Annotated in this window: 7 protein-coding genes; 5 read left to right on the forward strand and 2 right to left on the reverse strand. The window is 29.3% G+C overall.

Translation table 11 applies throughout. The annotated features are described in order from the left end of the window. Positions 1-209 precede the first annotated feature (209 nt). Positions 210-983 carry a threonine/serine exporter family protein gene (locus Q0V08_RS09635; RefSeq protein ID WP_023051904.1) on the forward strand — a complete coding sequence of 258 codons (774 nt, stop codon included), beginning with the start codon at positions 210-212 and terminating at the stop codon, positions 981-983. After that, positions 983-1,411 (forward strand): threonine/serine exporter family protein, encoded by a 429-nt coding sequence (locus Q0V08_RS09640; RefSeq protein WP_297434279.1) that lies wholly within the window; start codon positions 983-985, stop codon positions 1,409-1,411. The genes Q0V08_RS09635 and Q0V08_RS09640 overlap by 1 nt, the downstream gene beginning before the upstream one ends. On the opposite strand, the gene Q0V08_RS09645 is transcribed toward Q0V08_RS09640, so the two are convergent. Further along, positions 1,367-2,812 carry a PLP-dependent aminotransferase family protein gene (locus Q0V08_RS09645; RefSeq protein WP_297434281.1) on the reverse strand — a complete coding sequence of 482 codons (1,446 nt, stop codon included), beginning with the start codon at positions 2,810-2,812 and terminating at the stop codon, positions 1,367-1,369. The genes Q0V08_RS09640 and Q0V08_RS09645 overlap by 45 nt on opposite strands. A gap of 157 nt (positions 2,813-2,969) precedes the next feature. Here Q0V08_RS09645 and Q0V08_RS09650 point away from each other — a divergent pair, with 157 nt between their 5' ends. Together Q0V08_RS09650 and Q0V08_RS09655 are read left to right on the forward strand one after the other, a co-directional pair. Beyond that, positions 2,970-4,379: an MATE family efflux transporter gene (locus tag Q0V08_RS09650; RefSeq protein WP_185892757.1), complete on the forward strand. Its 1,410-nt coding sequence runs from the start codon at positions 2,970-2,972 to the stop codon at positions 4,377-4,379. Then, complete coding sequence (locus Q0V08_RS09655; RefSeq protein WP_297434283.1) at positions 4,339-5,679, forward strand: MATE family efflux transporter; 1,341 nt, start codon at positions 4,339-4,341, stop codon at positions 5,677-5,679. Before Q0V08_RS09650 ends, Q0V08_RS09655 begins: the two co-directional genes overlap by 41 nt. Before the next feature lie 35 nt (positions 5,680-5,714). On the opposite strand, the gene Q0V08_RS09660 is transcribed toward Q0V08_RS09655, so the two are convergent. Further along, on the reverse strand, positions 5,715-6,353 hold the full coding sequence (locus Q0V08_RS09660; RefSeq protein ID WP_023051909.1) for a flavodoxin family protein: 639 nt from the start codon (positions 6,351-6,353) through the stop codon (positions 5,715-5,717). Positions 6,354-6,471: 118 nt separating this feature from the next. Here Q0V08_RS09660 and coaBC point away from each other — a divergent pair. After that, a partial coding sequence (coaBC, locus tag Q0V08_RS09665; protein WP_297434286.1) for a bifunctional phosphopantothenoylcysteine decarboxylase/phosphopantothenate--cysteine ligase CoaBC occupies positions 6,472-7,320 on the forward strand: 849 nt, incomplete at its 3' end.

The raw sequence follows: 7,320 nt of genomic DNA on the forward strand, positions 1-7,320 counted from the left end.
CAGATAGCTCAGGATTTTAAGTCCTGTGCGTCTACCTATTCCGCCACCCAGGCGTGATTGCTTTCGCTTTCAACAAATTAATAATACCATAATTTAAAGTTTATGTCAACAACTTTTTTTATTTTTTTTAATAATGTCTCTGTTGCTTTTTAGAAACTTTAATGCTACTATTAGATGTGTTTTAAATTTTTATAATTATAGGAGATTTTATGCCAAAAAAACAACTAATTACCGAACATCGTGTTCTTCAACTAGCGACTTTCGCCGGAAAAATAGTTCTCACTAGTGGAGGTGAAGTTTATAGAGTCGAGGATATTATCGCTCGAATCGGTCAGCATTTTAATTTAAAAATTGATTGCTTTGCTACACTAACATGTATTATTGTTTCTGGAAAAAATATTGATGATGAAGTTGTTTCTTTAGTAGAAAGAATTAGTTCTCGATCTACAAATTTAGATAAAATTCATCAAGTTCATAAATTAATAAACGAAATTGAAAAATACTCTTTTTCAGAATTAAAAAAATCTTTAGAAGATATTAATAAAATATCACCTTATGGTTTTGGTATGAATTTTATTGCCTCTGCATTAGGAGCAGCAAGTTTTGTTGTTTCTTTTAAAGGAGGACCAAATGATTTTGCTGCTGCTTTTGTTGCAGGATGTGGTGTTGCTTTATTTTCTTATATTATTTCAGGATTACAACTAAATAGCTTCTTTATAAATTTAATTTCTGGAGCAATTTGTGCTTTTGTTTCTAATTTGTTTTATGTTAACGGAATAATTACAACACCCTCTATTAGTATAATCTCTTCTTTAATGTTACTTGTTCCTGGAGTTGCTTTCATAAACTCTATTAGAGATATTATTGCTGGAGATTTAGTTTCTGGTACTTCAAGAGCTATGGAAGTTCTTATGATTGGTGGAGCAATAGCTATTGGGGCTGGATTAGTTACAAAACTTTTTTTTAATTTTGGAGGATTTTAATGTTTTTTATAGAAGTTATTTTTGCTTTTTTTATTACAATCAGTTTCGCTATTCTTTTTAATGTTAGAGGAAAACTCATTATTTATTCTGGAATCGGTGGCGCTATAAGTTGGCTTTTTTATTTACTTTTTACAAAAGAAGGATACTCTTACTCTACATGCTATCTTTTAGCAACAGCTATCACTGCTTTTTATTCTGAGATTATGGCAAAAAGATTACAAACTACAGTTCCTACACTACTTATAGCAGCTCTAATTCCTATGGCTCCCGGTGGTGGAGTTTATTACACTATGCTATATCTAATTCAAAATAAATACCAAGACTCTATGTTAAAAGGTATGGAAACTTCAATAATTGCTGGTTCTATGGCTCTTGGAATAATTTTAGTAACTACATTTTTTAGAATTTTCCATCTTACAAAGAAATAATGTTTTTTCTAATATCTCCAATCCTTTTTCTATTTCAAGTAGGGTTGGAGATATAAAACTTAATCTAATTTTACAAACATCTCTCTTATCCTTATAGAATAAAGCTCCTGGTAAAAGAGCTACCCCTTCTTCTTTGCATTTTAGATAAAACTTTTCACCATCTATATTATCCGAAAGTTTAATCCAGATAAAAAAACCACCATCTGGTTTATGCATAACATTTAATCCTTGAATTTTCTCTAACAGCTCTAAACATAGCTTTTGCTTCTTACCAAACTCTTGTCTTAGTAAAGATAAATGTTCATGTAATTTATTTCTAACTATAAATTTTTCTAAAATTTTTTGATTTACTCCAGAGGTTGTCGTATCTAATCCATATTTTATTAAAAGAACTCTCTGCATAAGATTTTCTGGTACTGTCATTATTGCCAATCCAATTCCAGGCATAAGTATCTTTGAATATGTTTTAATATAAATAACTTTTTCTTGTCCTAATTTATCCAAACTTTTTAAAGTTTTAGGTTTTTTTTCTGTATAATAAAAATCTGAAAAACTATCATCTTCAACTATATAAAATCCATATTTTTCAGCAAGTTGTAAAAGTTGTTCTCGCTTTTTTAAAGACCAAGTAACACCTGTAGGATTTTGAAAATTTATGCACTCATACACAAAATCTATTTTTTCTTCTTTTAATATCTCTTCAAATTCTTTTAGATCCCAACCATCCTCTTTAATATCTAAAGATTTTATATTACACCATCCTTTAAATATATTTAAAGCATTTGGGTATGTTGGGTCTGACAATACCACAGTTGGTTTTGTTTCTTTTGAAAAGAGTTTTATAATAATGTCTAAAGCTTGTTGAGTTCCTGACGTTATTTGGATATTTTCCTTTTTTACAAAAATATCTTCTTTTTCAAATTCCTCTGAAAGTAAATATCTGAGACTATCTACACCTTGAACATTTTGGTATTGAAAAATCTCTCCTCCATACTCTTGAATAACTTCACTAAAAAAAATTTTATAATCTTCAATAGGAAAATATTTAGAGCTTGGAGTTCCATTTGAAAAATTTATTCTTTCTATTATTTGAGTTTGTCCATATTTAAAACTTTCTATTAACGGTATCTCTTTTTGTTCTATTTCAAATTCACAAACTTGTTCTACAAAACACCCTTTTCCTGATATTTTTTTTATTAATCCTTTTTTTTCTAAAATGTTATAACTCTGAATAACTGTATTTTGATTTATATCTAATTTTATTGCTACTTGACGAATCGATGGTAACTTTGCTCCTGCTTTAATATCTCCTGATAAAATCTGCTTTTTTAGACACTGATAAATCTGTAGGTATAAGCTTTCTTTTGAATTTTTATCTATATAAATATTAATTTTAGACATATACACCCTCTTTATTTTATTTATCTAATTTGAATATATAATACACCTATTTTCTTTAGATTCCAATTACTTATTTATATGTTAAAGAAAATTGATTTTCTTAATTTTTTAAGATATAATCATAGTTATACTATATTTTAATAAACTGGGGGAATGAATGAAAGAAAAACACAAAGAAATGGGAGAGCAGCCCATCGGTCAACTGCTTTTAAAATTTTCACTTCCTGCTATGATTGGAATGTTCGTAAATGCTTTGTACAATATAGTAGACAGAATTTATATTGGAAATATACCTGAAATCGGTCCAGTTGCTATCGCAGGTGTTGGGGTTGTTTTTCCAATAATGATAATCTCTCTTGGCTTCTGTCTTCTAATTGGATTAGGCGGTGCTACTAACATCTCTATTTCATTAGGAAGAAAACGAAAAGATTTAGCTGAAAAATTTTTAGGTAACGCTACTTCGTTATCAATTATATTCGGTATTGTTTTAAGTTTTATAATAATTTTTACAATGGATCTATATATTGGAAAATTAGGAACAAGCCCTGTCACAGAACCATTTGCTAGAGACTATTTAACAATTGTTGCTCTTGGTTTTCCTTTTTTAATGGTTGGATATGCTACTAATGCAGCTGTTAGATCTGATGGTAATCCTAAAATTTCTATGATTACTCTTTTACTTGGAGCAATCACAAATATCATTTTAGATCCTATCTTTATCTTTGGATTAAATTTAGGAGTTAAAGGTGCTGCACTCGCAACTATTATTTCTCAAATTGTTTCTGCAATTTGGACCGTTGGTTACTTCACATCAAAATTTAGTGGAATTAAACTCCATTTAAAAAATTTACTTCTTGAATGGGAAAAAGTTAAAGAGATTTTCATTATAGGAGCTGGACCATTTGTTTTACAATTAGGTTCTAGTGCTGTAAACTTTATATTAAATAGTAGCCTTATGAAATATGGTGGAGATACTGCTGTTGGAGCAATGACCATTGTTAATGCAGTAAATACCTTTATTCTTATGCCTATTTTTGGTATAAATCAAGGAGTTCAGCCTATTCTTGGATTTAACTATGGAGCTAGATTTTTTCATAGAGTTAGACAAGCTTTTATACTAGCTGTAAAAGGTGCTGTTACTATTTCTACTATTGGATTCTTGGCTATTCAATTTTTATCTAAATATTTTATAGTTATCTTTACTAGCAATCCTGAACTTTTAGATGCTGCATCAAAAGGTCTTAAAGTTTTCACTTTAATGTTTCCTTTTATAGGTTTTCAAATTATAGCAGCAGTTTATTTCCAAGCTATTGGAAAGCCAAAGACTACTATGTTTTTAAGCTTATCAAGACAAGTTTTATTTTTAATCCCCATTGTTTTAATTTTTTCTAGAATCTGGGGAGTTCGTGGTGTATGGATGGCTGTGCCATCTGCAGATATATTATCTGTTATTGTTACTTTTATTATGACAAAAAAAGAGATGAAAAATCTTAAACTTTTAGAAAATGAAGAGGACTTGAGAAAAAATGTCAACGAAAATCAATCAACTAGAGAATCAACCAATTAATAAACTATTTTATAAATTTGCTATCCCAGCTTCAATCGGAATGCTTGTTAACTCCCTTTATGTAGTTGCTGACGGAGTTTTTATATCAAGAGGTATCGGAAGTATTGGAATTGCCGCTGTTAATATTGGATATCCTATAATTAATTTAACAGCTGCTCTGAGCCTTATGTTTGGAGCTGGTGGAGCTACTTTAATCTCTTTAAAAAATGATGACCAAGATTTTAAAAATAAAAGTTTTACATACACAATTATTTTAAATCTTATTTTTTATATTTTAATAGCTTCTGTTGTTTTCATGTTTCCCAATAAAATAATGAAATCTTTAGGAGCAACAGAACTTTTACTTCCTATGGTTAAAGATTATATGTATCCATGTATTGTAGCTACTTTCTTTTTAATGTTATCAATATCATTAAATGCTATTGTTAGAAATGATAACGCCCCTAGAAAAGCTATGAATTCACTTTTTATTGGAGCCATTACAAATATTGTTCTAGATTATATCTTCATATTTAAGTTAAAAATGGGGATTGAAGGTGGAGCTTATGCTACAGCTATTGGACAAGTTTTATCAGCAGTATATCTATGCATGCACTTTCCTAAATCAACTTTTAGAATATCTTTTGATATAAAAGATATTCAATGGAATTTAATGGGAAAAATTTGTTCTTTAGGTTTTTCATCTTTCATTTTAGAGTTTGCAGTTATGGTAATAACAATTCTTTTAAACATAACTCTTTCTAGAACAGAAGGGCAAATAGGAGTTGCTGCTTACGGAATAATCTCTTATTCATTCGTTATCTATAGGATGCTATTTACAGGTTTAGCACAAGGAATACAACCATTAGTTAGTTTTAACTATGGACGTCGTAACTATAGAAGAGTTCTAGCAATTTTTAGATATGCTCATAAATTCTGCTTTATTGCTACTACAATAGCCTTAATTCTAATAAAATTCTTTGCTTTAGATGTTGTTAAAGTTTTTACACACGAATCTCATCTATTTGAATATACAGCTAAAGGTTTATTTTTATACTCTAGTGCTATTATTTTTGTAGGAGCTAATTTTATGAATATATCTTACCTACAAGCTATGGATAAAGCTTTTTTAGCTAATATAATATCAGTTTGTAGAGGTGTAGTATTTATGGGAATCGGAATTGTTATTTTACCAAAACTTCTTGGAGTTGATGGAATCTGGTTAACTCTTCCATTTGCAGATGTATTAACATTTATTTTAACTCTTATAATCTTTAAAGTTCTAGGCATTAATAAAAATTTAAAAGCCTCAAGTATATAGAAAAACTCAGAGAATATTCTCTGAGTTTTTCTATTTTATCTTATAAAGTGAGTATATTTTTTATTTTCTTTTTCTGGTGGAATAATTGTGTCTTTTGTATAGTCAACCATTTTTAAAAGCCAAGCCATATTTTTTCCTAAAATTCTCATTATTTGCTTTCCTTCTTCATCTTGCTCAACTTCTCCAGGTCTTAATCCATGTATTACACTCCAATAATTTGTTGAAGGCATCAACATCTCTGAATAATTCAGATAATTATTTAACTGATCAAATGTTGGAACTCCTCCTGATCTTCTTACTGCAACAACTGATGCACCAACTTTGTGTCTAAAAAGTCCTCCATTAACTGACGCTACATAAAATGCTCTATCTAAAAAAGCTTTCATAGTGGCTCCTAAAGAAGCAAAATGAACTGGTGATCCCAATAAAACACCATCTGCTTCCTTAATTTTTTGTATCCATTCATTTACAAAATTTTCTTCACTCATAACACATTTTTCATCTCTATTTTTAGCACAACCATTACAACCGATGCAACCTCTAATAGCCTTATTTCCCACATGGACTATCTCTAATTCAATTCCTTCTTTTTCTAACTCTTCTCCTACCATTTTTAATGCAAAATATGTATTACCTTTTTCTCTCGGGCTTCCATTAAATGCAACAACCTTCATAAAAACCTCCTCTAATTTAATTATAATTTTAATTATATAACAAATTCTGTTTTTTTTCAGCTTAAAATAGTATAATATATAAAAAAGATTCTAATTTTCTTTACTTAGGAGGATAAATATGAAAAATATTTTAATTGGAGTTACTGGCGGAATTGCCGCTTATAAGTCTGCTAATATAATTTCAATATTAAGAAAAAAAGGATATAATATTAAAGTTATAATGACTGAAAGTGCAACTAACATAATCACTCCTCAAACTTTAGAAACTCTTTCTAGAAATAGAGTTGTAACAGATATGTGGGAAAGAAATCATCAGATCGAGGTTGAACACATATCGTTAGCAGAGTGGGCTGATGCTTTTTTAATTGCTCCAGCAACTTATAATATCGTAGGAAAAGTAGCTAATGGAATTGCTGATGATATGTTATCTACCGTTATTTCAGCATGCAAAAAACCCACATACTTTGCTTTAGCAATGAATGTAAATATGTATGAGAATCCAATTTTAAAAGAAAATATACAAAAATTGGAAAAACTAGGTTATAAGTTTATAGAATCTGACGAAGGATTTTTAGCTTGTAACGTTAATGCTAAAGGAAGACTAAAAAATGAAAATGAGATAGTCGAAATTATAGAGAGAGATTTAACAACTCCTATTCCTAAATTATTAAAAGGAAAAAAAGTTATTATTACAGCAGGTAGAACTGAAGAACCTTTAGATCCTATAAGATATTTTTCAAATAGATCTAGTGGACAAATGGGATACTCTTTAGCTAAAGTTGCTGTTGATTTAGGAGCTGACGTAACTTTAGTTTCTGGCCCTACAAATCTTGAAATTCCACACGGTTTAAAAGAATTTATTAGAATAAGAAGTGCTATTGACATGTTTGATGCTGTTATGGAGAGATTTGATTCTCAAGATATCGGTATAGCTTGTGCTGCAGTTGCAGATTATAGACCTAAGAAC

It is taken from the genome of uncultured Cetobacterium sp. (assembly GCF_947038635.1).
Classification (GTDB): Bacteria; Fusobacteriota; Fusobacteriia; order Fusobacteriales; family Fusobacteriaceae; genus Cetobacterium_A.

Excerpts from the sequence above, each read along its gene's own strand:
- Q0V08_RS09640 (WP_297434279.1), top strand. The coding sequence starts at position 983 with ATGTTTTTTATAGAAGTTATTTTTGCTTTTTTTATTACAATCAGTTTC.
- Q0V08_RS09645 (WP_297434281.1), bottom strand. The coding sequence starts at position 2,812 with ATGTCTAAAATTAATATTTATATAGATAAAAATTCAAAAGAAAGCTTA.
- Q0V08_RS09660 (WP_023051909.1), bottom strand. The coding sequence starts at position 6,353 with ATGAAGGTTGTTGCATTTAATGGAAGCCCGAGAGAAAAAGGTAATACA.
- Q0V08_RS09635 (WP_023051904.1), top strand. The coding sequence starts at position 210 with ATGCCAAAAAAACAACTAATTACCGAACATCGTGTTCTTCAACTAGCG.
- Q0V08_RS09655 (WP_297434283.1), top strand. The coding sequence starts at position 4,339 with ATGTCAACGAAAATCAATCAACTAGAGAATCAACCAATTAATAAACTA.
- Q0V08_RS09650 (WP_185892757.1), top strand. The coding sequence starts at position 2,970 with ATGAAAGAAAAACACAAAGAAATGGGAGAGCAGCCCATCGGTCAACTG.